The following is a 23,361-nucleotide window of genomic DNA, read 5'->3' on the forward strand; positions in this document are numbered from 1 at the left end:
CTCTGCATGCCGATTTGACCATAACACAAAAGCCGGGAGTTTATACACTATGATAACTTTACAACTATATACAAAAAGGTTAATTTCAACTAATTACTTCTGCAAAATCATAAAAAAGGTGACGCAACTCGATCACTCCAATACTATCGGATGTGTATTCACTATAATATTCTCCATACTCAGTGTCGCACTGTGCCAGCGAAAATGGAGTAGCAACAACATCTGTCAACAAGGTCTTCTGTAACTGGCTGATTTTGGTCGCAGCATCCGAAATATTAATGGCTTTGACGACATATGCAAACATAATATTCTTTTTATGATAAGAGGAATACTTGGGAGGAGTAGAAACAAAACGGCTGACACCATTAATGATGTATTCTTTATTTAAGTGCTGAGTGCCATCAATTCGTTTGCACTCAATCAGAAAATAGCATTTTGAATTACTGAACCAATCAGAGGAAATCACCTTTATATCTGATCGTCCAATGTACTGATCTGTTTGAGGGTCAAAATTTTCAGGGGCTTGGAGTACATAACGAAACTCTGACACACCGTTGTTAAGGTAACATTCAATCAAATGATTTGTAATTTTATCTTCATCATTTTTCAACATGTTTTCAGTGCTACGGCAATTCGCTTTCATCTGTGAGCTACATTGTATTAGATGAGCGATTATTCTCTTGAGACTTCCTGCAGCAAACAAGGCATTAATAGATTCATTTTTAAAACCTCCCATTAGTGCTTTCCTCCATTTCTGGAGAGTATTTGATTTGTTATGTCCATCAAATCGAGCCTAGCGATTGCCGGATGCCAATTTTTATAGTAGTTCGGCTTAATAATGTAGAAAGAATTCTCCTCAAAATAAATTACGTCTTTGAGAGAATAAAACATTTCATTAGTTCTGTGCGCAGAAAATTTTGCAAACATTGATTTCTCGAGAGTAGTATTGTTAATAAATTGCAACCATTCCTCGGGTTTAGAATCAACAATCATGACTTCAAATGCGCTATAGTGCTTCGCAATTTTTGGATACACATTGATTTGAATATACTTTCCTGTACCTTCAAAAACATCTGACAAATACTTGTAATAATATTTACTGTACTCGTTAAAATCCTTTTCCTCTACATTGCGATAAACGTCATGATCATTTTTCCCAGTTAATTGTGGAATTTGAATGCGCAGTGCATAATCAACAAATTCATTATCAGACAAATTAAATGCCTTAAGAATCATCAAATTGAGTTGGTTTATTTGAGCAGTTGGATCATCACCTACAACGAAAAAATCCTGCTTTATTAAGTCTTGAATTAGTTTTACTTTGTTAGCAATTTCAAGGCTGTACACAAATGGAAATTCAAGGATTTCCTCCACTTGACGTTGTTCACGCTCAACACCTAAAGAAGATCCCAACATTAAATTGAAATACGCATATACCTTAGAATTTAGTAATCCAACAATATTTAACAACTGGGATTTCTGTTCAAAAGAGCCCTTAACTGCAAATACTGCTTCTTTAAATACAAAACTATTTTCTTCATATACTGCCTTCATGGTATAATCTGACATATCAATACCACGCAACATCAAACAATATGGTGCCTGAAACAAGGTGGCATCTCGCGTTCTGTGAATTTTAGTCTTTGAGAATGTAGAAATATTACTAAGTGCAATTGAAAAATGATCAATTGCATTTTTTGATTCTAATAACGGCTGTCCATAAAGATGAGACGCATCCATTTTTTCACCGTCATTGTATTGTACACCAGTTCCGTATATAAGGACTGGAGTTTGCGATTTTATATATTCACGAAGAGTAGGGAAATTTTTCTTCAGAAAAAGGATTAGATCAATATCACCTGTTAAACCATAAACCAACGTCTTCCATGCCCAATCGTTTTCTTTAAGCAACTTTTGTTGAACATGTTTGACATCAGTCTTCTCCACAACCACTATGTTAAATAGCTCAAAAAATATATTGCGTTTCATTGAAATATACTCAAAACGATTTTCAAGATTCTGGAGTTCATTTTTGCCTGAAAATCTGTAAGACAATATAACCGCAGGGGCATCTGCGTTTTTAAACACAAGTTTTCTAACAGATGATAATTCAATAATACGAACGATCTCTGCTTGAGTTAGTAAAAACTTTCTAAATAACTTTGATGGATTTTTTTGCATATAAAGTATTGTCGAATGGAGTATAAAGCAGCATTGCGTTTCTGAATTACAAAAATCCTTCGAACGTAAAACAAAAGAGCGACAAGTATCATTGTTTTGCAAATATTGTACATATCCATGCTTTTTACAATATTCGACATGAAGCCCCGGTTTGTTTGACCATGGCGGATTTCCAATGATAAAATCAAACGGTATTTTTTGGAGTGAGGACAAATTTTCCTCATCAAAGAAATCGCATACAAACAGATTATGCCCTTTTAAATTTGGCAAACGAAAACTGTGCAGTGTTTTCGGGTTCTTATAATCCAACATTGCCAAATATAAAGAAAAAATAGCAACATCAATGGCGTCTTCATTCAGATCTATGCCGTATATATTATCTGTCAAAGTATCACACAGTAGTTTATCGTTTTCAGTAAAGAAGGCTCCGTTCAATTCTTTTTCGATCATACGGCGATAACTGTCAACTAAAAAAACGCCAGAGCCACAGGAAGGATCGAGTAATTTGCATGTTCCTTTTTCTTTAATGTGCTTGTCAATTGTTCCGTCAAGGATGTAATCCACTAAATACTTTGGTGTATAAAAAGCGTTATCCTTATCCCGTGCTTCTTTACCAAGTAAGATTTCATAAATATTACTGATCAATTCAACAGGAATGATATTGAAGTCGTACAGATCAAATAGAGATAACTGACCGCATGAAGAATTAATATTGGCTGCCAGAAAATCCTTGATTTCTAATAACGCAATGGGAGTAAATGCTTTATCATTAATTTCGTCTCCCAGTTCAAATAGGTTTCCGTTAAATTTTTTCTTCAAGTGCGTGAACAAAGAATATATAGAGTCCTTATTTTCAAGCAATTTAAGTAACGCTGAACGCGATGCGGCTACATTGGACGAAAAACCAGGATAATCCAAGTCAACGCCTCTGTCAATAAGATAACGAATAAAAATTAGACGCAAAACCAATTTAGTTGCATATGACAGATGGTATGTGTTTCGTAATTTATCTGTCAAATAAACCAGATTACTCAGCAAAACATCGTTGAGCTTTTCGCTGCTAAACTGATTTGTGTATCGTTTCCAGAAATTTTGACTTGTTATTTCAAAAAATGAAAATGGAGAATTATCATCAATCGAATCCACAGAGAGATGTTCAATCTGAGTCAATAGCAATGTCTTTTGATCAATTGTACATCCATTGTAAATTGTTACAGTATCAGTGCCACAAAAAATGGCAACAGGTATTTGTGCATTCCAGATCTTTTTGTTTATTGCTTTCCTGTCATCCTGATTGTGGAATTCATCAAAGAATAATACGAATGGTTCGTTTTCGACCATGTAGACAGCGTAGGGAGCCAATTCTTTTAATACCTTAATTGTATGTGTGGTCAGTTGTGTATCGTCAAAATTGTTATGTCCATATATTAGGCATGGGGAATTAGCATACCCTAAACGTTCGATAATTTTATCTAAGTGCTTACTCAAGAGGCTCACCACCATCAAAGTTAATCTGTGTCTATAATTGATTACTATTTGTGTTATTAAATTATGATAACCCCGCTACATTTAACTAACAGCCCAGACTGTTTCATCCCCGCAGATATTTCGAATTTTCAGTCGCAGAGGCTTCTTTTGACTGCGGATCTTTCCATCCCAGAATTCCTTTGTCTTTTCACCGTTTTTGATAACATAGCCGAGCTTATCAATCTTGATTTCACTGTCGGAGTGCCACTCGCCGCTATCGGATGTGCAATCGACGCTGAGAAATTCAATCAGCTCAAGTCCGTCTTCGCTGATTTCAATCGGCTTATAAGGCTTTTTCGCGCTTGAGTTTAAAAACGCCTTTTGGTTGAAATCGCTGATTTTCTGCATCACACGATCGCTAGCGAACTTTTCAATTATTACTTCAAACCCGCCGAACAAGTCCTCATGGGATTCTTCCAGTTTTACTTCGGCGTAATCTTCAACAACCACGTCGTCAAGAATCGCTTTTAGGTCGCGAAGCTCAATTTCAACATCCGTACTGTCATCCTCCGCGATGAATTTTCGGATTTCTTCTTCGCTTGTAATATCCACATAATAAACAATAACTTTTTTAATATTGGGATCAAGGTCGGGAATAGCTTGATGAATGATGCGGTTCATCAGCACCACATCAAGCAGTTTTGAACCGCTGTCCATCAGGTTCGGCACATAGACCGGGATGGTGCCGAGCTTGCTGTCGGAGACAGCGCCCTCCCAGAAAGAATCAAGTGAATCCTCATTTCGCAGCCCCGGAATAAGGGATTTAATTTTGTCCATCGTCTGAACCGGGTTGCGGTAGAGCGATACGCCGTCCTTGATTTCCAGTATGTCAAACGCCGCGCCGTCGGCAACCAATCTGTCACGGGTGGTCTGGATGGAGTTAATGCCGATGTCGCAATGAATAAAACGCCTGCCGAGTTTATTAGCGACAGCCGCCGTAACGCCGCTTCCGCCGAAAAAGTCGGCGACAAGCATGCCCTCGTTTGAGGATGCTTTAATAATACGTTCCAGTAAAGAAGTTGGTTTCTGAGTTGCATAGTCAACTTTTTCTTCTGAAGTTGGCTGTTGTTGAAACGACATAATATCATTCCATACATCTCCAAATGGTTTTCCTTTTTGTTCGACTTGATCACGATAGCGAGTGGTACCATGAGCAACCATATAATGTCTTCCATTTTCATCAACACGATTAAACGAGTTTAAATATTCTTGAGTATGTGGTTGCCTTAATTTATTAAATATTCGATTGTCTGATTTTGAATAATAAAGAATAGTATCATGTCCTCTGACCCAGTTGGGAGCCAAGGTCTTAAAGCCAGATAGAACTGAAATATCCCAAATAATCTCGCGTTGAAAATTATCTTCTCCAAATATTTCATCCATAAGAATTTTCACGTAGTGAACAATATGCCAATCCAAATGCACATAGATGCTTGCCGTTTGGCTCATCACAGACTTAATTGCCATAAGATTTTCATACATCCAGTTCAAATATTTTTCTTTGTCCCACACATCGCCGTACATTTTTTCCTCAAAGGCTTTGAGTTCCTCAATGTCGAGTTCCTGCTCGGCTGTGACTATTGCCTCCGCGACCTTGGGATTGCGGCGGATATAGACGTTTTTGGCATAATCCGCACCGCTGGCAAAAGGCGGGTCAATGTAGACAAGGTCAACCTCGATGCCCCGCTCTTTTAAATAAGCGCAGGCGGAAACACATTCGCCGCGAATCACCATGTTACCATTTTCGTTTTTGCCTACGGTTTCGACTTTTTCCATCTCATACAGCGGCATCCCGCGTTCCAAGACCATGGAAACGTCGTTTGCGCCTTTGTATTTGAGAACACGGTTGAAGTTTGCAAGAACGGCCTGCCCCTCAACCGGTTCGGGGATAAACGGTATATATTTCTTAGGCATTGGCGGCATCCTCCTTAAAGAAACTGGTGATTGCTTTGTGTGTCTGCACAATTCGCTCTTTTTCCGGCAAGGTATCCTCTAAATAAAGATACTCAAACCGGTTATAGCCGAACGCGTCGTTATTTTGTTTTAAAAACTGGGTTTCCATAAATTTACGCTTATCAAGGAATGTGGGGTCATTTGCGTATATTTTACCCTTTGTCTCTACAATGACTGCCTTGTGGATTTGTCCGGCCTTGCGCTGAATAATCAGGAAGTCAGGCGTGTATTTTCCGATGTACTGCCAGCGACCGCCATTCTGCTTAAAACAGCGAATTTTAAATTCAGTCAAGGCGCGGTCGCCGTTGTAGTAAACTTCCAGTCCCAGCTTCTCCACATCATCAAATACAAGCACTTCTGATAGAAAGGTCTGCTCAAAGTTGCTGTCGGTTTTATAGGGCAGGTAATGGAACGAACGGTTTTTCGCCGGATGGGCGGAATATTTTTTTCTTGTTTGCTCCGCAAAGGCGGTGTTGCCTGTCTCTTCCGCGAGTTGAATCAGCTGTTCTGTTTTCCTGTCAATTTTGAGCTTCCCGTTATCGTCAAGAATGATATTTTCAACTACTGATTGCTCGGGATAGTAATCATCCGGCTTATCTGTATTGACACAGGTTGCAAAATTGTCAATATTTAATAGTTTCGCTTCCTGCGGAATTAATTCTTCCTTTGTTGTATACCCGCGCTTTTCATAAAAAGCCTTGCGGATATTCGATTCGATCAGCGCCCTGTTATATTTTGAACTGAAAAATCTGCTGCCATTGCGGACATATGTAATTGTATGGAACACATCTAACAAAACACCGGAATGCGCGTTCAACTGTTCCATCGTCACAAAACCAAGGCTTGATTTTGCGATGGTATAAAGCCATGCGGTAAAGGCTGCGGGTTCATCACCGCGTTCTTCGTCGTCAACGTCGATATTGGTGACATGCTGGGCAAAGTCCTGCGTTTTGACCGTATGAGAGATTTCCGCGTTTGCGGCGGCAATGGGAATTTCATCGTCAGGCCTTGCCTGTTCAAGCGTCAGGGTTTCATAATGAATTTTCAGCTGATAGAACTGAACCGGCGGAAGCTTCAGATATGCGGTACGGTCGTAGCGCTTGATATCTGCCTTTGGGTTATTCGCGGATGAAAACTCTTTTAGCGAGATATGGTGCTGCTGTTCCAACTGAGCATTCAATTTTTCTGCGTTGCTTTCATTTAAATAAATCAGCGCAGTTTCAGGCACGTTTTTCATAACTTGGCGCAGGCAGCGGCAGGATGTTTGCAATACCATGTTTTTGGGGCAGTCACCCTCCTGCGAGAGGATTATTCCTGTCAAGCTGCGGCAATCCCAGCCCTCTTTGCCGATTTGTACAAGCAAGACGATACGGATGTTTGATATTGCTTTATCCAAAGTATCAAACTGAAGCTGGCTGTCAGATGGCTGTGGATATTCCTTGTTTCCCTTGTGAAATTTCAGAATGGAGTCGGCTGTCAATCCGTATTCAGCTATAATTCGTGCAACGAGCGGAAAAACCATCTGTTCCAGTTTTTCGATGGTTCCACAATAAATACCGAGCTTTGCCACAAGCCCTCCATCATATACAGTATCTATGTAGGTATCCAGAAATTCGCGAACACCCGCTTCAACAATTTTCGCGCTGTCTGCTTCATCGGATATCTTAACAATCGGTTTCTTGAGAAAATTCCCCACTCCGTTTATCAGCGGATAATAGTAAACGATATTGGAAATTTCCGCCGAGGCAATTGAAAGCTTATCCGTCACTTCAAACTTTTCAGCTTTTTCAAGGTACGGTGTACCGGAAAATCCAATGACGGAATTAACCGTTTTGCTTTCCGACCATTTATTTACAACGGCGCGAAGCTTAATTTCGTCGCTTACCGCATGATGAACTTCATCTATAAAAATGGACAGTGACGGAAGTTTGCCGATAAGGTTACGCAATTCGTTTGCCTGACGATCTTTTTCATCATCGCTCTCTTCAAATAGAGTAACCTGTCCGTTTTTTTCTTGAATACGGTCGAGAATTACTTTTTCCGCATTGGTCACGGCGACAAGTCCAAACAGTTCTGAAAGCGGCTGGTGGTTAGCGATTTTCTGCACATTCGGGTTTTTTGTTTTATTTGATTTGTTCGCGGTCTTGCTTTGATCAAGCACCTCAAACATCATTTTACGCTTGATGTTGCTTGCGGAAGGCTCCGGTATAACCCAAGATGGATCAAATTTCTGTATTGTCTTAAGACTTGGTATGACGGAGGATTTTAGTCCTGACGGCGCAAAAATAATAAAGTTATGGGCAAAAACCGGATTTTGCGGCTCATTCATAGCAAAGTACAAATCAAGATAGATAAACGCCGCCATCAGATAGGTTTTACCTGCACCCATCGGCAGACTGAAAAGATAGTCGGTATAAGTAACTCCATAAAAGGCCTCGTTAAAGAATTTGTTATAATCAATGGAATCGGGGGATTTCTTGATTTGCTTTTCAATTTTCTCTGAGACCTGCTCGCCCAAATCATTTTTAAGCTGGGCATATTCCAACAAAGCAGCAGCGGCAGGGTAATTGTCGAGGAAATCCCGTGCTGATGCTGAGAGCTCTATGCCATCTAAATCTAACGAATTAAATGTTCCCTGTTTAAACAAAACCGCAAGGGGTTTATTTTCACAGGCAATTTTTAAATAAAGATATGTTTTAATCGCTTCTATCTGTGCGTCTCGCATTTGTCCTTTATGAATCATATAGTCAATCAAAGGATTAACGGTGCAATCGGAAGATCTGTACCATCTGTCCCTTGCCATATTTAACATCTTATAAAACATGGTTAGCCTCCCCTCTGGAAATCAGGCCTGCTCCAGTGCCGCTATAATTTCTTTAGATATGCCTTTTTCATTACAGTAATCAATAATTCGCATTTTCGCCAGACGACTTGGCGTGGTGCGGCTGTTTTCCCAGCGGTTTAGCGTAGTAAAACTGACGTTCAAATCTCTGGCAAATTGTTCTTGAGATATATTCAGTTCTTTACGAATTTTCCTGAGTATTTCGTCGAGTCTCATAGGCATATCACCTCATAATGATTATAGCATCTGCTATAGTGAATTACAAGTGCGAAATAAAGAAGTCACTGCTATAATGGTCGGTTTTTATGTCGGACAAAATGGAAGTCGTAAATTTTACGCATGTTGTATTCAAATTGTCTGTTCCACCTCAAGCCCGCCTTTGAAGGCGATCTGTATTTTTTCAGCGGAAACCACCGTCACCTTGGAGATAAGCTGTTTCACCAGAGCCTCGTCGTATTCGTCGAGACTGAAATTGGCCTTCTCCAGTATCTCAAACAGCTCATTCATCCGGGCGTTGCTGTTTTGGGCGATAACCTGCCGCTGTTCGTGATCCCGCAGTCTGTTTTGAAGCGCCGTGCGCTCATCGGAAATTTCCTTGAATTTCTGGTCAAAATAATCCGCGCTGGCGGAGGAACGGGAGTTTAATTCCACCAAATCCAGCATGACTTTGTTCAGTTCTTCAATCCGGGTTTGAATGGCGGCGGTATCAATGGTGTCATCTTCCGCGTTTAGCGCCATACGGAGGCTGTGCTCCAAGGTATCGATCAGCTCGTCCTTATCTTCGACAAATCCACAAATAGCCTTCATAATGGCATCCTGCAACTTGTATTCCTCTATGGTAGGGGACACTTTGCAGTATTTCGTTCCGTATTCCAAGCGGTTGATACACCGCCACACGATTTTCTTTTTCCCGTTTCTGGCCCAGGTGACCCGCCGATACCGCGCCCCGCAGCAACCGCAGACAAGCAGTTCCGACAGTGCATATTTGCTGCTGTATTTGCCCTGCTCGGTTTTGGTGGCTTTCTGCGACACTTTCCGCTTGCTGGCTCTCCGGGCGATTTCCTCCTGCACAAGGTTGAACAGCTCCTTCGAGATGATTCCCTCATGGTTGCCGGTGACATAATACTGAGGAACTTCCCCCTGATTCTTCTTGCTTTTCTTGGTGAGGAAATCCGTCACGTAGGTTTTTTGCAGCAGAGCGTCCCCAATGTATTTTTCATTTTGAAGCATATACCGTATGGCGTTCGTTGACCAGACTTTTTTGCCGGTGCCGGAGGGGATACCTTCGGCTTCCAGCCCGCGTTTGATTCGGGCAATGCTGTACCCGGACAGATAGCTTTGATAAATCCGCTTGACGATGGTGGCTTCCTCCGGGACAATCTTCGGTTTGCCGTCCTCGCCCTTTTCATAACCGAGGAAGCGGGAATACTGAAACGTAACCTTGCCGTTTTTGAAACTTTGGCGCTTGCCCCACGTGACGTTTTTACTGATGGATTCGCTTTCGGCCTGTGCGAAGCTGCCGAGCAGACTGATGGTCATTTCGCTGGCCATCCGCATGGTGTTGATACCCTCTTTTTCAAAAATGATTGGGATGCCTTTTTCCTTGAGCTTGCGGATATAACCGAGGCAGTCCAGCGTATTTCTGGAAAACCGGGAAATGGATTTGGTCAACACCATATCTACCTTGCCTCTTTCGCACAGCTTCATCAGTTTCAAAAACTCGGTGCGCTTTCTCGCCGACGTCCCGGTTATGCCCTCGTCCGCGAAAATCCCGGCCATAGTCCAGTCCTTGTTGGCCTTGATTTTTGCCGTGTAATATTCGATCTGCGCCTGATAGCTGGACTGTTGTTCCTCCTGATCGGTGCTGACACGACAGTAGGCGGCCACCCGCAGCTTCTTTTTTCGAACACCTTCCCGCAGCGTTTTCGGATTGGCGGGAATGACGGATACGGTTTTCTGAACCGGTGATATGGTTTGTGTCAGCATATTGGCGTACTCCTTTCCGTAGTATCGGGATCGATAATCTGATCGTTCATTAACTTCAAGTGCACTGTGCCGTCCGGCTCCATCAGTACCCACTTGACGGTTTTCTCAAACAGGACCGGATCAAACGCAGTAAGCGGTAAATAATTTTGAAAGCGTTTCCGAAGCCGTTCCGTTAAATATTCGTTTCCACAATCGGCGCAGGACGCGTATTTTTCTGCGGCGCAGTTGAAGATAAGCAGTTTTACGTAGTCGCTGTTTACCTCGGCCTTTTCCAATTCCCGGTTGATCTGATTATTCAACTTGGTGACGTCCAGCGACGGCTCGTAAGGGCGGCGCTCACGTAATTTTAATTGCTCCGGCTGCGCGATAATGGCGTTCAGGGCGGCAACAATGCCTTTCAGCAGGATTTCGTCCGAAACGCGCCGCCCTGTGTGTCCCTCGGCTTTGCAGCACCAGCTCTCATACTGGGGATTGCGTCCATCCCGCTCGTATCGGCTTCCGCAGTTGTAGCAGTACAGCTTTTTGCGAATGAGGCTTAATTCCTCGGAGAGCGGCTGTCGAATATTTTTCTTCCGAATGAGTTCGGATATGGCCCTGTAGGTGTTCGGATTGATCAGAGGCGGGAAGCCTTTCTCTCCGGTGTATCTCGGATTTTCCAGTATCCGTTTTACCATGTGCTTATTCCATGCCGTGCTGTCAGCCTTGTAGGGAACGGCTCCTGCGGACATTTTTACGGCGATGGATTGATAGGACATTCCGGATAAGTAATCGGCGTATATCCGCCTGACCGCTTCGGCCTCGTTTTTCTCGGTTGTCAGCGTCCCGTCTACAATGCGGTATCCGAAAGGGAGATATCGGTTCTGCTTCATCACCCGAACACCTCCTTGGGCAGCCTCTCGGTAAATTCAAAGCCGCCGATCAGCCGAAATTTCAGCTTATACTGCTCAGTCACGATAATTTTGTCCACGATGCTGTGAAACAGCACCTCATTGAATCCGGAAAGGCAGGGCGCTCCTTTTTCAATCATTTCGATCAGCAGCCTGCAATCGGCGATTATTTTGTCGTCCTCGTCTCTTTCCAGCAGGCGGCGGCGTTTTGCGCGCAGAAAGCCGATATTCTGGTTTACCTCATTCGTTTTTTGCATAAAAAGAGCAGAATCCATGTACCCTTTCGACCGGAGCCGATTCAGTACCAGATTCTGCTTGGTGAGTTCCGCGATTTCCTTATTCAGTTCTCCGACCTTGGCGTTGCTCATGGTAAAAATGGACTGTAACGCCAGAAGCTGATCGAGAACCGGATTCAAAAGATAGCGGCTGTTCTGTTTTAACTTATTGTACAAGCGGATAAACGCCTGATAGATGGCATCTTCACGAATTTGCCGGATTTCGCAGAGATCTTTTCCTCTGTCGTGGGTTCTGCAGATCCAATAGGCTTTCCCGTTAGTATATCGTCTGCGAAACGACGCCCCGCATTTTCCGCAGTAAATTTTCCGGCTTAGATTGTACTGCTTTCGTTCCCCTCTGCCGGGACATTGGCGCCGCCTTAAGTCAATCAGTTCCTTGACCCGCTCGAATTCGGCTTTACTGATGATCGGCTCGTGAGAACCCGTCACATAGTAGCGATCTTTCTGTCCGGTGTTCATTACTTTTCGAAACGGCAGGGTATCGGTGGTGAAGGACTTCTGCAGCAAAGAGTCACCGATATATTTCTCATTGGTCAGAATGTACCGGATACCCGTGTGGTGCCAGTTGGATTCACCGTCCTTGCGCGGGACACCGTCTTTCGTCAGGCGGTCGGCAATGACATCCATACTTTTTCCGGCGAGGTAGCTTGCAAAGATGTCCCGGACGACCGGGGCTTCCTTTTTATCCGGAATCAGAATATTGTCGACCAGCCGGTATCCGAAGGGGGCCTTGCAGGTGATGAAGTTACCGCTTTGCATCCGGTGAAGATAGCTCCAGCGCATGTTATTGGAGATGGAGGAAGATTCCTCCTGCGCGACGGTGCTGAACATTTCCATGACCAGCTCGTCCCGCATTTCGTCAGTCTTGATACCTTCCTTTTCAAAATTAACGTTCACGCCGAGCGCTCTCAGCTCCCGGAGAGCGGAAAGGCAGTCCCGAATGTTTCGGGAAAATCGGGAAACGGATTTGACCAGAATCAGATCAATTTTCCCTTTGCGGCAGTCGTTCATCATCCGCAGGAAATCCTCTCGTTTATCCGTCCGGGTTCCGGTGATGCCCTCGTCGGCGTAAATATCGACCAGCTCCCATTCGTCGTTGCCGGTGATACGCTCGGTATAGTAATCCACCTGCGCGGCAAAGGAATTGAGTTGATCGTCCGAATCGCTGCTGACTCTGGCATAGGCACAGACACGCAGCTTTTCCGGCTGATAACCCAAAACCGGGCGAACGGGTTCAATCACCTGAATTTGCGGCGGTTGAAGGCTTCGACACGCAACCGGCATCTCGTTTCTGCCCGCTCCCGCAGCGGTTTGAGCGTATGCGCTATTCATTTTCACTGTCTCCTTTCTTGTGGGTTCGATACCTTTTTGGTATTAGCACATACACTACCACATGGACGCGGGAATAGCTATCACAATATCCACTAAATCGACCGGAGCACCGGGCGATACTTTTTGACTACGTATTCCTCAGCCTTTTCGTATTCCCGCGAGGTGATTTTTCCCTGTTTTAAAAGGGATACTAGAAAATTTCGAGCCATCCGATATTTGATTTCATTCGTTACCTGTTTCTGTGTCATGGTTGAACGCCTCCTAACCGAGTAATGGAGACGAAAGTTTGGCCTGCCGCTCCACGGAGATTTCTCCTTCCAGCGGAGAGTACACCTTCACGCCGCAGTCGTTGAGCTGTCGGAGAAAGTCAACGGTTTTCGCTGTGTCGCGATCGATACGGATGGCGGAATGAACAATCAAAGCCTCCACTTCACCCGCTTTGGCGGCGGCCATCGCGTCTTTTAGGCCGGCGCGGTTATAATCCAGACCGCTGCTCAAGTCTTCGGAAGCCCCGACAACCTCGAAGTCCATTTGACGTGCATATCCGTCCAGTTTTTCCTTCTGTTTTTTTAAAGCGCCGTGGGTATCCTCCGGCGCGTCGATACGGCAGTAAAGCCACGCTTTTCGTTTTGTATCCATATCGATATCCTCCTTCGCAATTATTGGCTTCATGGCACATGCATAAGGGCAGACGTATCAAAACGCCTACCCTCATGGTATCTGGCATGAAACCGCCAGACTTGTTCTTCGTTTTCGGCTGCTCCTATTCGACACTACTTCCCGGAGCCGGGGCAGTCAATTCAGACCAGCCAGTGGTTAACGTCACGCAAGCGTGACGAATGGCTGCCATGGGACTCTCACCCTCGCCGGGATCTCCGGCGACCGCCCCCATTGCGATGTCTGTGGCTGGACGGAAGTATCATTATAGGCTGTTCCGGTCTTGGCGGTACGATCCACCACGGATCGTTTTCCGGTCAAACATTTCCCGCTCGGCACCTTTGATGCAATCGTTTTGACAGGCAGCTCTGACTTGCCTGCAGGTGGTCTTGGCGTGTTTCCCGACGCCGCTTTCGCTCATCACGCGAAACAGCTAATGTATCTGAACTGCTGGATATAACCGAATGATTTCGGTGTTTTTCAAGGAACACGGGAGAGATAAAAATCCCCCTCACTTCTATAAAGGAAAAAGTGAGGGGGTTGAGCGGATTGTTTTTAATTTTCCATGAGATTTCTTAACTTCAGCAGGATTTTTCTTTTCCTGTCATTAATAGTTTTCTGCGGTACGTTGATTTTTGCGGAGAGATTGCGTTCGCTCAGTCCGTTAAAAAACAGCTCATGGATTAACAGCTTTTCTTCAGAATTCAAGGCAGCAAGGGCTTGCCCCAATTTCTTCAACTGTTCTTGCTGGGTGAGCCTGTCCTCAACGGTAGGCTCATATATGGAAAGTTGAAGCTCCACTTGAACGCCGTCCTCCTGAAAGCGTTCCAGAGAAAGCTCAAATTGACGGGCAACTTTATCCTGATACCGTTCCGCTTCCCGCGCTTTATGGTAAGCGTGATAGACCGCTTTGCTGACTTCGACGCGCTGGTGTTTTACAAGGATCGTATATTTTTTATCTTCCGACATATGCTTGTCCTCCTGATTTTCAAAATTTGGTTGAAAACGAAGGACAAGAAGGCGGCAATCTGCAGCGGGGAATATCCCTTAAAAACGCAAAAAGAGCGCACCAGCGGACATAGTCGTCCGTTGATACACTCTTGTAGATATGTTCGTATTGAACACGTTCTGTCAGTTCGTGTTTGTAACCGCTCTGCGCCCATGCGCAGCATAGACTTTTTTTGACGAGTTACCGATTAAGAAACTATGTAGCAGATAGATGTCCGCTTCATCACGCCCGACCGCTGATAAACAGCGGTCGCCTGAAACTCATAACATATCGAACACGCATAGAAAAGCCCTCCAAACCCGTAAGCTTGGAGGGAAAAAGAAAATGGTTTATTCAGGCATAAAAACTGACCCGCCAAACTTACGTTTTTTTTGTTGGGCGGGTAACGGTTTCCTTTTATACCCATTTATGAAAAGACCTGCCGCAAAAAGGGCAGGTCTAATACGCACTTCACGGTGGCCAGGCTGTCATCATGCGGTTGCACTTTAGACCCTCGGCTTTGCGTCCTTGCCTTTCAGCAAGTTTGCCCTTAGCATTATTTTGTTACTGAATACCACCGACTGGGGCCGATACGTTCGATTTGCAACTGTAAGCCACCTAAAGTATAGGGAACACCATCTTCACATTACCTTCCAGTGAACTACCGGATAGTGCCTTGTGGTTTTCAGTTCCCTCATGACTTTCATGACTTTTTAAATTCTTTTTCAGCATTCCGCATACCAATTAAAGCAGCTCCAATTGCACCGTTGTACTGCGGATAATTGGCTTTATAAATATCACACATCAACTCATCCTCCAGTGCCAGGCGCAGCGCATCATTTTTTGCGCCGCCTCCGGTCATCATCACATCGCCATCCGACTTATATTTACGCGCCATTTTGGCGATACGGTTTGCCATGGCTATATGCATACCTGCAAGGATATCACTTCGGCTTTTCTTTTGAGCAAGAAGAGAGATCACTTCCGTCTGGGCGAAAACGGCGCAGGTGCTGTTGATTTGACAGGGGTCTGTACTCTCTTTCGCAAGCGAAGCAATCTGATCAATGGTAGTTTCCAGAAGATCAGCCACGACCTCCAAGAACTTTCCTGTTCCAGCGGCGCATTTATCGTTCATTGTAAAATTAACGATATGTCCATCGGGGCCAAGGCTGATGATCTTGCTGTCTTGGCCTCCGATATCAATGATCAAGCGCGGATGCACGTTTTCAGGGGCTGTCAATTGTACACCGCAGGCATGAGCGGTGATTTCTGAAATTGTGGCATCTGCGAGGCCGATACTGCGCCTGCTGTATCCGGTTGCGGTGATCACGGCGATATCATTGCGTGTGATACTTTGGCTTGCATAGATCTTTTCCAGCAATTTGCCCGCAGTTTCCTCACAGTCGATGCCTGTTGGAAGAAGTTCAGCGCCTAAAACACAGTTATCCTTTATCAATGCCGCTTTCAGGTATGTCGAACCGGCATCCAGCCCCACATAATAGTTTCCCATGTATTTATCTCCTTTGTTCTATCAATTCAACAAACGCTTCCAGACGGATTTTTACCTGTTCTGCATCCTCGGCGGAGAAATCTGTTTCCACACGCAGAACCGGAATATCAAGCTTATCTGCCAGCTGTTCCACCATGGACAATTCGAAGTCGTAAGGCGTGCAGCCGCGCAGGATATGATAAATAACGCCCTCCGCTTTCGTCTGACGCAGTTTTTCTGTGAGACTGCTGAGGCGATCGTCCGTCTGCTCGAATACCGGACACGTACATGCGCAGACATATCGCGCCGTAAGCGCACGTAAGATGCCGTCTGTACTGTACTCATCAGGAACAACGGGGTCATATAAAAGCCTCCCCGCCATACACGTCTCGTCTCCGACAATCTGTGCCCCCAGACCTTCCATCAAAAACGGCAGTTTATAGTTTGGAAATGTAATGGGAGAGCCTGCGATAAAGATACGCGGCTTTTTCCTTTTCAAAGGCTGCATGGCAGCTGCTTTTTGGGAAAGTCCGGCATTTAGTATTTTCGCGTGCTGCGCCCAGCTTTCCGGCGTATCATAGCAATAGCTGTTCAGCACAGCCATAACCTGTGAACCCGTGACAGGCGGATTGTCGGATGAGAGCAAGCCGTATAGTTTATATGCTTCCTGCTGTGCCGCATTAATGCTTTTGCAGGATTCAATCAGTTTCCGGTTGGAGAACCTGCGGCCCGTTTCTTTGGAAATACTTTTCATGAGAGCATGCATGTTTTGCAGGTTCTGCGCAAAGCGTTCCTCCGACTTATCCATTTCAATCGGCAAGGGAATAACCGGAAGATACTGCGACAAAAGCGCCGCGCTCTTCCGTTTGCCGTCGCAGGTCATCGGCAGCACCGCCAGCCTGCACTGCTGATAGATTGGCATGACGCGCATCGCATGAAATCCCGCGGTTGCTTTCAAGACCGGGCAAGCGTCGCGCGGGACGATCTCGTCTCCGATCATTGCCGCAACGCTGTGCCCAGCGCATAAACGAAGTGGCCTGTAGCCGAATGCGTATATCATTTCATCTGGCACCATCACGCAGTAGCTGCCTATGTACTCGTTGTCATCCTTCTTAAAATCGACAAATGTTCTATTAAGAACATCCGTAAAATATTCAAGCCCATCGGGAATATCCCGCGCGGACGTCAACTGTTTCAGTGAACCAGCCGAAACACGCGAAATATTTCGCTTATAACGTTCTAATGTACGCTCTTCCATTATTTCACCTGCTTACTATTACGTTTGGAGGACAATACCTTTTTCCCAAACAGGGTAAAGGAAAGCACATCCTGCTCCGGGCATGCCTCAATGCATTTCATACAGTAGATACAATCCGAGTGAGTGATATCGGATTTGTTGCGCTCCTCATAAATAGAACGGATATCCATTGGGCAGCATTCAAGACAAGCGCGGCAGTGTGTACACGCGGTGCCGTCCTTTTTAATTTTTCCGAAGCTGATTTTATTGACAAAGCCCCGGAGTGTCCCTAGCGGGCAGTATTTACAGAACGCCCTTTCTTTCAGAAAACAAATTCCCGTTACAATACCGACAATAATGATTTTATAGATACTCATATCTGCGCTGCTGAAGGAAAGGTCGGGCCGTATATACATAACTGGGCGCAGCCCAAAAAACAAAACGCTGGCCAGAAAATATACAAGTATGATCCATTTCAGCGGACGCAAATAGGATTTCACCTTTAATGACACGTGGAACGTCGGAATATGCAGTTTTTTCCGAAGCATTGAAAGTAGTTCCTGATAAAATCCCAGCGGACAAACATAGCCGCACCAGAGACGCCCAAAAACTAGAGCACTGAAGATGCTGAGCAATAAAATAATAATCCGGTATCTGCTTCCAAGGAAAGCGAGCACGGCAGCGGCAATCAGAAGACATGTGATACGAAAAGCTGTAATTTTACGCTGCTTCAATGTGTTTCCTCCTCACTCCGCAGTACCGGAAGCGGTTTAACGCGGTTTTTCTTTTTTCTGTAATAGACTGTCATGCCTCCCGATGTCAACACGGCAATACCCAAAATAGAGGCAACATTTTCGATACGCTTGAGCGTCTTAGCCTGCATAGCGGTTTCGTTTTGATTACCGCCGTTTGGAATTGTCGTGCTTTCGTCGCTTTGAGTAGTGCTGCTAACGGGAGTTAATGTCCGGCCTGCTGGATTCTGCGCAAGATTTGCTTTGACAGCGAAAAAAACGATTGTAACAAGAATGGCGGCAATCACGATGGTTATTATTCCGCGGTGTGCTTTTGCCGCTTTTGTTTTTTCCATAACTTTTCGATGCAGTTCTTGTAAAAGAAAGCTGAATGACATAAGTTCCTCCTTAATCGCTTTGAGTTTATAAACTGGTGAGTATTCATTTTCATATTGCTGCGGACAGTCTTCCGGTCTGCATCAGCAGTTCAGAAAAAGCTTCCAGGCGAATTCTGATCTGTTCGATATCGGCATTCGTATAATCCGTTTCAATGCAGACGAACGGAATCCCCGCCCTGATGGCGGCCTTTTCAATCCGATTCGCTTCATAAGCATACATGAGTTGCCCCTTGAGCAGATGGTAGATGACGCCGCTGGCGTTTTGCAGGAAAGAAGTATCAGAACACAGTGCGCGAGCAATATCGTTTTGTGCCGATCTGTAATGAAGTTCATTCAGATCCCTGAACATGGAATTTAGCGAGGAAGGATCATGCTCCATAAGCTCTGTGTAATCCTCCGGATCAGGGACTCCACAGTGATTCTCATAATTTCGGATGCCGACATTATGTAATACAGTCGGGATTTTGACATTCGGGAAAAAGATCGGTGACCCGATCAGCAGCAGATGGGACCGGTTTTCGGGCATCGGCTTCAGGTTTTCCTCGGCGAATCCATTCACGCGGTCGGTCCATTCCTGAATGTCAGGAGCAAGATAATAGGTCTGCTTGATAAAATCCTTTGCGATTTGCGGAATATCCATAGTCTTAAGGCGCCGGATGGCATCATGTGCGCTGGTGATTTGCTTCGCGGCAGTTCGGATGCTCTTGGCGGTGATCGGTCGGTGTGTGAGCTTTTGCAGCTCCATAACTAAATCCATCTGTGACGACCGAAACCGTGATGTGGCTTTTGAATCCAGAAACGGCTCCTCCTCCATCACGATTACCGGATGCCCCAGATCCTTGAAATAAGGCAGAACTTTACGCGTATCTGCGTTGCTCACCGGAACAACCATCGCGGTAATATCCCTCATGCAGGCAAGCTGTTCGGAAAAGAGAATGCTGCTTGCAGATTTCAACACAGGGTCCGAAATCTGCGGAAACACCTGTTCTGCGTATTGATCCGTAAAGTAATTACCGCCAAGCAAAAATAACGGTTTCGCGCCGGTAGCCCGGATATATAATTCGGGAATACCAGTCCCCAATACCGCTATGGACGGCATTTCTGTCTTTTGTTCACCAAACCAGAATCCCTTCCAGATATCGAAAAAATAATCAAGAGGGATATCTGGTGCTTTTTCGCGCACGGCATCCATCGATTTCAGGATTTGATCCTCATATTTTTTATCCAAAACATTTAGGGCCCCTTTCATCTTTGATACTTTTGTATTATAATCAAAAAAAAAAGTGAAAGGAGTAACCATGGTTACTCCTTTCAAGAAAGGTGTGCTATTTTGGATAATTTATTTTCGATACTTGAAACGGTTGATCTATTTAACTGCTTCTCTTCTGATGAGTTAGATAAATTGTTTCAAAATAATCTTTACCATATCAGAACTTATACCAAAGATTCCGTGGTACATCTTCAGAACGAAAAATGTGAAAACCTCGACATCATTTTGAGTGGGACTGTTTCGGTACAAAAAATTGATTCGAATGGGGATATGCTCACGATTTGCAGTTTTTCGGCCGGTGAGGTTATGGGAGAAAATCTCCTGTTTTCACACAGAAACTTTTATCCCATGACAATCACCGCAAAGTGTGATGCGAAAATTCTCCAGATCAAGAAAGAATTGATTTTGAAGCTGTGCCAAGATAACAGTAAATTTCTGAAGGGCTTTCTCCAGTCTGTATCCGATAAAACGCTTATTTTAACAGGCAAGATTAAAATATTAACGTTAAAGACAATCAGACAATGTATCATTGAGTTTTTGCTTTATGAATGCCACATACAAAAATCAACTACTATTAAATTGAATATGACCAAAAAAGAACTGGCTGAAAAAATAGGGGTCCAAAGGCCATCTCTGTCAAGAGAGCTGAATAAAATGAGAAAAGACGGCCTTATCACCTATGATCCAAAACAGATCACAATCATGGATGTCGATTTGCTGAACAAACTGCATATAGACTCCTGATGCAAATAAATACGTGAAACGAGTGAAAACAGGTGTTATGAAATACGGAAACATACATAAAGCGGTATTCAGACTCCGGCCAAACCGGTTTATTGCCAAATGTGAACTTGAGGGCGAACAAGTAAAGGCTCATGTTCACAATACGGGCCGGTGCCTGGAACTGCTGGTACCGGGCTGTACCGCTTACCTTGAAGAAAATCTAAACTCTGCCCGTAAAACCAACTATACTCTTATCAGTGTTAAAAAGTTTGGCAGTATCGTTAATATCGATTCTATTGCCCCAAATAAGGCTTTTCACGAAGCGATAGAACAAGGACAAATTGAACTGTCGGGCCTTGCACAAGTTTTAAAACCGGAAACGCGCTACAGCGATTAATGGTTCGATTTTTACATGAAAAACGGTTTGCAAAAGGCGTTTGCCGAAGTGAAAGGCGTCACGCTTGAGGAAAATGGCGCGGTGCTCTTTCCAGACGCGCCTACGAAACGGGGCGTCAAACACATTCACGGGCTTTGCCGTGCCACAGAGGACAGCTATCTTGCTTTTCTTGTTTTTGTAATCCAGATGAAAAATGTCCGGTATCTGTCCCAAAAGCGGCGGACCCATCCGGCATTCGGAACGGCCATGGAGGATGCCCGGAAATACGGCGTAACCCTGCTGGCTTTCGATTGCTGTGCTTCCCCGGATGAAATATGGCTGGATCAACCAATCAATATCGTGCTGTAGCAAATGACTGTCGGTAAACAGTAGTCCCTGAATTCATATCAACTCACAATTTTTCAATCAGCGGGTACAACTTTCTATCTTCGTTTTCAATTCTCTCTTTGATTAGTCCGAAAACTTTTTTGCTTTCCGCTGAAAAGTTGTCCTTCTGCTGTGTTATTCCGGACGGCACGTTATATTGCTTGACAAAAGGCTGAAAAGCGCCCGCAAGACCTCCCATTTCCTCAGAAAATTTGCAGGCCGTTTCTTTTATCCGTTTATCACTGCTGTTCATCAGGCTCGGATACAAGAATTGATCTTCCGACAGCAGGTGCATCTTCATTTTTCCGGATAATGTGTTTATGTTGTAAACAATATCTTTTGCCGCCGAATCAATGTTTTCGGCGCTTAAAGTTTCAATACTCGCGATCAGCGACAAAATTTCTGTGTGCTGTCTTTTTAAGTCCGATATATTCATGTATATGCTTCCTCTCTACTGAAAGGACGAGGCAAGTTGAAGAAAATCGGCTTGCCTCGCCCTGCGTTTTTATTGGTTCAATATCTTTTTGAGATCGGTTTCCGGGTCGCTTGTAGGCGTGATCTGGAAGTTCTCAACCAGATAATTCAGAACGTTCGGCGAGACGAAAGCGGGAAGCGTTGGGCCCAGATAAATGTTTTTGATGCCGAGAGAAAGCAGCGTAAGCAGGACCGCCACGGCTTTTTGCTCGTACCAGGAAAGCACTATTGTCAGCGGCAGCTCGTTGACGCCACACTGGAAAGCTTCCGCCATGGCGAGAGCGACGCGGATGGCGCTGTAAGCGTCGTTGCACTGCCCCATATCCATGATGCGGGGCAGCCCGCCGATGGTACCGAGATCAATATCGTTAAAGCGGTATTTGCCGCAGCCGAGCGTAAGAATAATACTATCTTTCGGCGATTTCTTTACAAACTCGGTGTAGTAATTGCGGCCCGGTTTTGCACCGTCGCAGCCGCCAACGAGGAAAAAGTGTTTGATTGCTCCGGATTTAACCGCGTTGACCACTTTGTCAGCCACGGAGAGCACCGTTCCATGGCTGAACCCGGTTGTCACCTGAGTTCCGCCGTTGATGCCGGTCATGATTTTATCCTCCGGATAGCCACCGAGCTCCAGAGCCTTGTTGATCACCGGAGCAAAATCTTTGTCGTCTCCGATATGTACCATGTCTGGGTAGGCAACAACTTCGGTGGTAAAGATGCGGTCACGGTAGCTGTCTTTGACGGGCATCAGGCAGTTTGTGGTGAACAGCACCGGGGCCGGAATATCCGCAAATTCCTTCTGTTGGTTCTGCCAGGCGGTGCCGAAGTTGCCCTTCAGCTGCGGGTATGCCTTCAGCTTAGGATAAGCGTGGGTAGGAAGCATTTCCCCATGGGTATAAATATTGACGCCTTTGCCTTTTGTTTGCTCGAGCAGCAGGTACAGGTCGTGCAGATCATGTCCGGAAATCACGATGAACGGGCCCTTTTCTATTGTTAGCGGAACCGTTGTGGGCACAGGCGTACCATAGGTTTCGGTGTTGGCGCGGTCGAGCAGCTCCATACATTTCAGATTGGCCTTGCCTGTTTCCATGACCAGCGGCAGTAAATCATTCATGTCCAAATTGGAGCCGACAGCCAAAAGGCCTTTATAGAAAAAGCTGTTTACCTTATCGTCGGTGTAGCCGAGCATCAGCGCATGGAACGCATAGGCGGCCATGCCGCGCATTCCGAATAAAATCAGAGATTTGAGCGATCGGATGTCTTCATTGTCGTTCCATAATTCCTTCATATCGTAATCATTGCCGCAGCCCGACGAACAGCAGGCGCACCCAGGAAGCTTTGCCTTTTCCGCGTGCACTTCGTCGATCTGACGCCGTATGGCCGTACTGTCAAAACTGACGTTGGTGACCGTGGCAAAAAGCCCTTCAATGATTGCACGGGTTGCCGCTGCGTCCGGAACATTGTTGTTCGCGGTGCGGGCAAGCCCGATTAATGCGCCGGTCAGCTTATCCTGCAAAAGCGCAGTATCCTGTTTCTTTCCACATACTCCTTGAGCGGCGGCGCAGCCTTTGCCGCCTGCCGTCTGTTCACACTGGAAACAAAACATATTCTCCATAATCGTATTCTC

The 23,361-nt window shown here is 45.0% G+C and carries 21 protein-coding genes and 1 riboswitch; of the genes, 3 read left to right on the top strand and 18 right to left on the bottom strand.

Features of this window, described 5'->3' with window-relative positions; genetic code table 11:
* Window positions 1-85: 85 nt before the first annotated feature.
* The 16 genes from PXC00_RS12875 to PXC00_RS12950 form a co-directional block, all read right to left on the bottom strand.
* Entirely contained in the window at window positions 86-736 is a 651-nt protein-coding gene (locus PXC00_RS12875) for a hypothetical protein (RefSeq protein WP_275844132.1), read from the bottom strand.
* On the bottom strand, window positions 736-3,669 hold the full coding sequence (locus PXC00_RS12880) for an HsdM family class I SAM-dependent methyltransferase (RefSeq protein ID WP_275844133.1): 2,934 nt from the start codon (window positions 3,667-3,669) through the stop codon (window positions 736-738). Before PXC00_RS12880 ends, PXC00_RS12875 begins: the two co-directional genes overlap by 1 nt.
* A gap of 81 nt (window positions 3,670-3,750) precedes the next feature.
* Entirely contained in the window at window positions 3,751-5,622 is a 1,872-nt protein-coding gene (locus PXC00_RS12885) for a DNA methyltransferase (protein WP_275844134.1), read from the bottom strand.
* Window positions 5,615-8,485, bottom strand: coding sequence for a DEAD/DEAH box helicase family protein (locus tag PXC00_RS12890; protein ID WP_275844135.1), 2,871 nt, complete (start codon window positions 8,483-8,485; stop codon window positions 5,615-5,617). Before PXC00_RS12890 ends, PXC00_RS12885 begins: the two co-directional genes overlap by 8 nt.
* Window positions 8,486-8,506: 21 nt before the next feature.
* Window positions 8,507-8,719 carry a helix-turn-helix domain-containing protein gene (locus PXC00_RS12895; protein ID WP_275844136.1) on the bottom strand — a complete coding sequence of 71 codons (213 nt, stop codon included), beginning with the start codon at window positions 8,717-8,719 and terminating at the stop codon, window positions 8,507-8,509.
* A 132-nt stretch (window positions 8,720-8,851) separates the two neighbouring features.
* Window positions 8,852-10,489 (bottom strand): recombinase family protein, encoded by a 1,638-nt coding sequence (locus tag PXC00_RS12900; RefSeq protein ID WP_275844137.1) that lies wholly within the window; start codon window positions 10,487-10,489, stop codon window positions 8,852-8,854.
* The gene (locus PXC00_RS12905) at window positions 10,483-11,358 is read right to left on the bottom strand and encodes a recombinase family protein (RefSeq protein ID WP_275844138.1); all 876 of its coding nucleotides are present in this window, start codon (window positions 11,356-11,358) and stop codon (window positions 10,483-10,485) included. Before PXC00_RS12905 ends, PXC00_RS12900 begins: the two co-directional genes overlap by 7 nt.
* Complete coding sequence (locus PXC00_RS12910; RefSeq protein ID WP_275844139.1) at window positions 11,358-13,004, bottom strand: recombinase family protein; 1,647 nt, start codon at window positions 13,002-13,004, stop codon at window positions 11,358-11,360. The genes PXC00_RS12905 and PXC00_RS12910 overlap by 1 nt, the downstream gene beginning before the upstream one ends.
* Before the next feature lie 92 nt (window positions 13,005-13,096).
* Window positions 13,097-13,252: an SHOCT domain-containing protein gene (locus PXC00_RS12915; protein ID WP_275844140.1), complete on the bottom strand. Its 156-nt coding sequence runs from the start codon at window positions 13,250-13,252 to the stop codon at window positions 13,097-13,099.
* 13 nt (window positions 13,253-13,265) lie between these two features.
* Window positions 13,266-13,643 (bottom strand): recombinase family protein, encoded by a 378-nt coding sequence (locus PXC00_RS12920; RefSeq protein WP_275844141.1) that lies wholly within the window; start codon window positions 13,641-13,643, stop codon window positions 13,266-13,268.
* Between the two features lie 573 nt (window positions 13,644-14,216).
* Entirely contained in the window at window positions 14,217-14,630 is a 414-nt protein-coding gene (locus PXC00_RS12925) for a sigma-70 family RNA polymerase sigma factor (protein ID WP_275844142.1), read from the bottom strand.
* 491 nt (window positions 14,631-15,121) lie between these two features.
* Window positions 15,122-15,208: riboswitch (cyclic di-GMP riboswitch) on the bottom strand.
* A 144-nt stretch (window positions 15,209-15,352) separates the two neighbouring features.
* On the bottom strand, window positions 15,353-16,159 hold the full coding sequence (locus PXC00_RS12930; RefSeq protein ID WP_275844143.1) for an acyl-CoA dehydratase activase: 807 nt from the start codon (window positions 16,157-16,159) through the stop codon (window positions 15,353-15,355).
* A 4-nt stretch (window positions 16,160-16,163) separates the two neighbouring features.
* The gene (locus tag PXC00_RS12935; RefSeq protein WP_275844144.1) at window positions 16,164-17,396 is read right to left on the bottom strand and encodes a 2-hydroxyacyl-CoA dehydratase subunit D; all 1,233 of its coding nucleotides are present in this window, start codon (window positions 17,394-17,396) and stop codon (window positions 16,164-16,166) included.
* Complete coding sequence (locus PXC00_RS12940; protein WP_187035387.1) at window positions 17,396-18,109, bottom strand: 4Fe-4S binding protein; 714 nt, start codon at window positions 18,107-18,109, stop codon at window positions 17,396-17,398. Before PXC00_RS12940 ends, PXC00_RS12935 begins: the two co-directional genes overlap by 1 nt.
* The gene (locus tag PXC00_RS12945) at window positions 18,106-18,504 is read right to left on the bottom strand and encodes a hypothetical protein (protein WP_187035388.1); all 399 of its coding nucleotides are present in this window, start codon (window positions 18,502-18,504) and stop codon (window positions 18,106-18,108) included. Before PXC00_RS12945 ends, PXC00_RS12940 begins: the two co-directional genes overlap by 4 nt.
* A gap of 49 nt (window positions 18,505-18,553) precedes the next feature.
* A complete protein-coding gene (locus tag PXC00_RS12950; protein WP_316935002.1) occupies window positions 18,554-19,732 on the bottom strand; it encodes a 2-hydroxyacyl-CoA dehydratase family protein in 1,179 nt (392 codons plus the stop codon).
* A 102-nt stretch (window positions 19,733-19,834) separates the two neighbouring features.
* Between PXC00_RS12950 and PXC00_RS12955 the strand changes: the two genes are divergently transcribed.
* From PXC00_RS12955 to PXC00_RS12965, 3 genes are read left to right on the top strand one after another with little or no spacing between them, the layout of a single operon-like run.
* Window positions 19,835-20,518 carry a Crp/Fnr family transcriptional regulator gene (locus PXC00_RS12955; RefSeq protein ID WP_195377295.1) on the top strand — a complete coding sequence of 228 codons (684 nt, stop codon included), beginning with the start codon at window positions 19,835-19,837 and terminating at the stop codon, window positions 20,516-20,518.
* A 13-nt stretch (window positions 20,519-20,531) separates the two neighbouring features.
* Window positions 20,532-20,894, top strand: coding sequence for a PDDEXK family nuclease (locus PXC00_RS12960; RefSeq protein WP_275844146.1), 363 nt, complete (start codon window positions 20,532-20,534; stop codon window positions 20,892-20,894).
* A 15-nt stretch (window positions 20,895-20,909) separates the two neighbouring features.
* Entirely contained in the window at window positions 20,910-21,242 is a 333-nt protein-coding gene (locus PXC00_RS12965) for a DNA/RNA nuclease SfsA (RefSeq protein ID WP_275844147.1), read from the top strand.
* 43 nt (window positions 21,243-21,285) lie between these two features.
* Here PXC00_RS12965 and PXC00_RS12970 read toward each other — a convergent pair whose 3' ends face one another.
* Window positions 21,286-21,696, bottom strand: a complete 411-nt coding sequence (locus PXC00_RS12970; protein ID WP_275844148.1) for a hemerythrin domain-containing protein — start codon at window positions 21,694-21,696, stop codon at window positions 21,286-21,288.
* A gap of 69 nt (window positions 21,697-21,765) precedes the next feature.
* The gene (hcp, locus tag PXC00_RS12975) at window positions 21,766-23,349 is read right to left on the bottom strand and encodes a hydroxylamine reductase (protein ID WP_275844149.1); all 1,584 of its coding nucleotides are present in this window, start codon (window positions 23,347-23,349) and stop codon (window positions 21,766-21,768) included.
* Window positions 23,350-23,361: the final 12 nt, after the last annotated feature.

Source organism: Caproicibacterium argilliputei (assembly GCF_029211325.2).
GTDB lineage: Bacteria > Bacillota > Clostridia > Oscillospirales > Acutalibacteraceae > Caproicibacterium > Caproicibacterium argilliputei.

Excerpts from the sequence above, each read along its gene's own strand:
- PXC00_RS12875 (WP_275844132.1), bottom strand. The coding sequence starts at position 736 with ATGGGAGGTTTTAAAAATGAATCTATTAATGCCTTGTTTGCTGCAGGA.
- PXC00_RS12885 (WP_275844134.1), bottom strand. The coding sequence starts at position 5,622 with ATGCCTAAGAAATATATACCGTTTATCCCCGAACCGGTTGAGGGGCAG.
- PXC00_RS12890 (WP_275844135.1), bottom strand. The coding sequence starts at position 8,485 with ATGTTTTATAAGATGTTAAATATGGCAAGGGACAGATGGTACAGATCT.
- PXC00_RS12895 (WP_275844136.1), bottom strand. The coding sequence starts at position 8,719 with ATGAGACTCGACGAAATACTCAGGAAAATTCGTAAAGAACTGAATATA.
- PXC00_RS12900 (WP_275844137.1), bottom strand. The coding sequence starts at position 10,489 with ATGCTGACACAAACCATATCACCGGTTCAGAAAACCGTATCCGTCATT.
- PXC00_RS12905 (WP_275844138.1), bottom strand. The coding sequence starts at position 11,358 with ATGAAGCAGAACCGATATCTCCCTTTCGGATACCGCATTGTAGACGGG.
- PXC00_RS12910 (WP_275844139.1), bottom strand. The coding sequence starts at position 13,004 with ATGAATAGCGCATACGCTCAAACCGCTGCGGGAGCGGGCAGAAACGAG.
- PXC00_RS12915 (WP_275844140.1), bottom strand. The coding sequence starts at position 13,252 with ATGACACAGAAACAGGTAACGAATGAAATCAAATATCGGATGGCTCGA.
- PXC00_RS12920 (WP_275844141.1), bottom strand. The coding sequence starts at position 13,643 with ATGGATACAAAACGAAAAGCGTGGCTTTACTGCCGTATCGACGCGCCG.
- PXC00_RS12925 (WP_275844142.1), bottom strand. The coding sequence starts at position 14,630 with ATGTCGGAAGATAAAAAATATACGATCCTTGTAAAACACCAGCGCGTC.
- PXC00_RS12930 (WP_275844143.1), bottom strand. The coding sequence starts at position 16,159 with ATGGGAAACTATTATGTGGGGCTGGATGCCGGTTCGACATACCTGAAA.
- PXC00_RS12935 (WP_275844144.1), bottom strand. The coding sequence starts at position 17,396 with ATGGAAGAGCGTACATTAGAACGTTATAAGCGAAATATTTCGCGTGTT.
- PXC00_RS12945 (WP_187035388.1), bottom strand. The coding sequence starts at position 18,504 with ATGTCATTCAGCTTTCTTTTACAAGAACTGCATCGAAAAGTTATGGAA.
- PXC00_RS12965 (WP_275844147.1), top strand. The coding sequence starts at position 20,910 with ATGAAAAACGGTTTGCAAAAGGCGTTTGCCGAAGTGAAAGGCGTCACG.
- PXC00_RS12970 (WP_275844148.1), bottom strand. The coding sequence starts at position 21,696 with ATGAATATATCGGACTTAAAAAGACAGCACACAGAAATTTTGTCGCTG.
- hcp (WP_275844149.1), bottom strand. The coding sequence starts at position 23,349 with ATGGAGAATATGTTTTGTTTCCAGTGTGAACAGACGGCAGGCGGCAAA.